We start from the raw sequence: 251 nt of genomic DNA, 5'->3' as shown, positions 1-251 counted from the left end.
CGCTGCGGATGACGTTCTGGCACCGCTTCAACGACCTCGAGGCCGCTCGGCTCGTCACCGACGCGGCGTGGGGACTCGCGTACCTGCGCCGACACTGGGGTCCGCTCGTCACGAGCGGCGCGACCAGCCTGTGGGAGGCCTTCGAACCCGAGTGGCTCGCGCAGCCCGACCCGCACGCCGTGTCGATGATCGGCGACGACCTCGCCGGGTACGGCAGCTACAACACCTCGCTGTGCCACGGCTGGTCGGCC

At 71.3% G+C, this 251-nt stretch carries 1 protein-coding gene; it reads left to right on the top strand.

From position 1 onward, the window contains the following. Positions 1-251 (top strand): hypothetical protein (locus tag DEIPI_RS40520; RefSeq protein ID WP_211238337.1); only part of this gene is annotated, 251 nt, incomplete at both ends.

Source organism: Deinococcus pimensis DSM 21231, from assembly GCF_000519345.1.
GTDB classification, from domain to species: Bacteria; Deinococcota; Deinococci; order Deinococcales; family Deinococcaceae; genus Deinococcus_A; species Deinococcus_A pimensis.
This window is presented reverse-complemented; position numbering and strand designations above follow the sequence as displayed.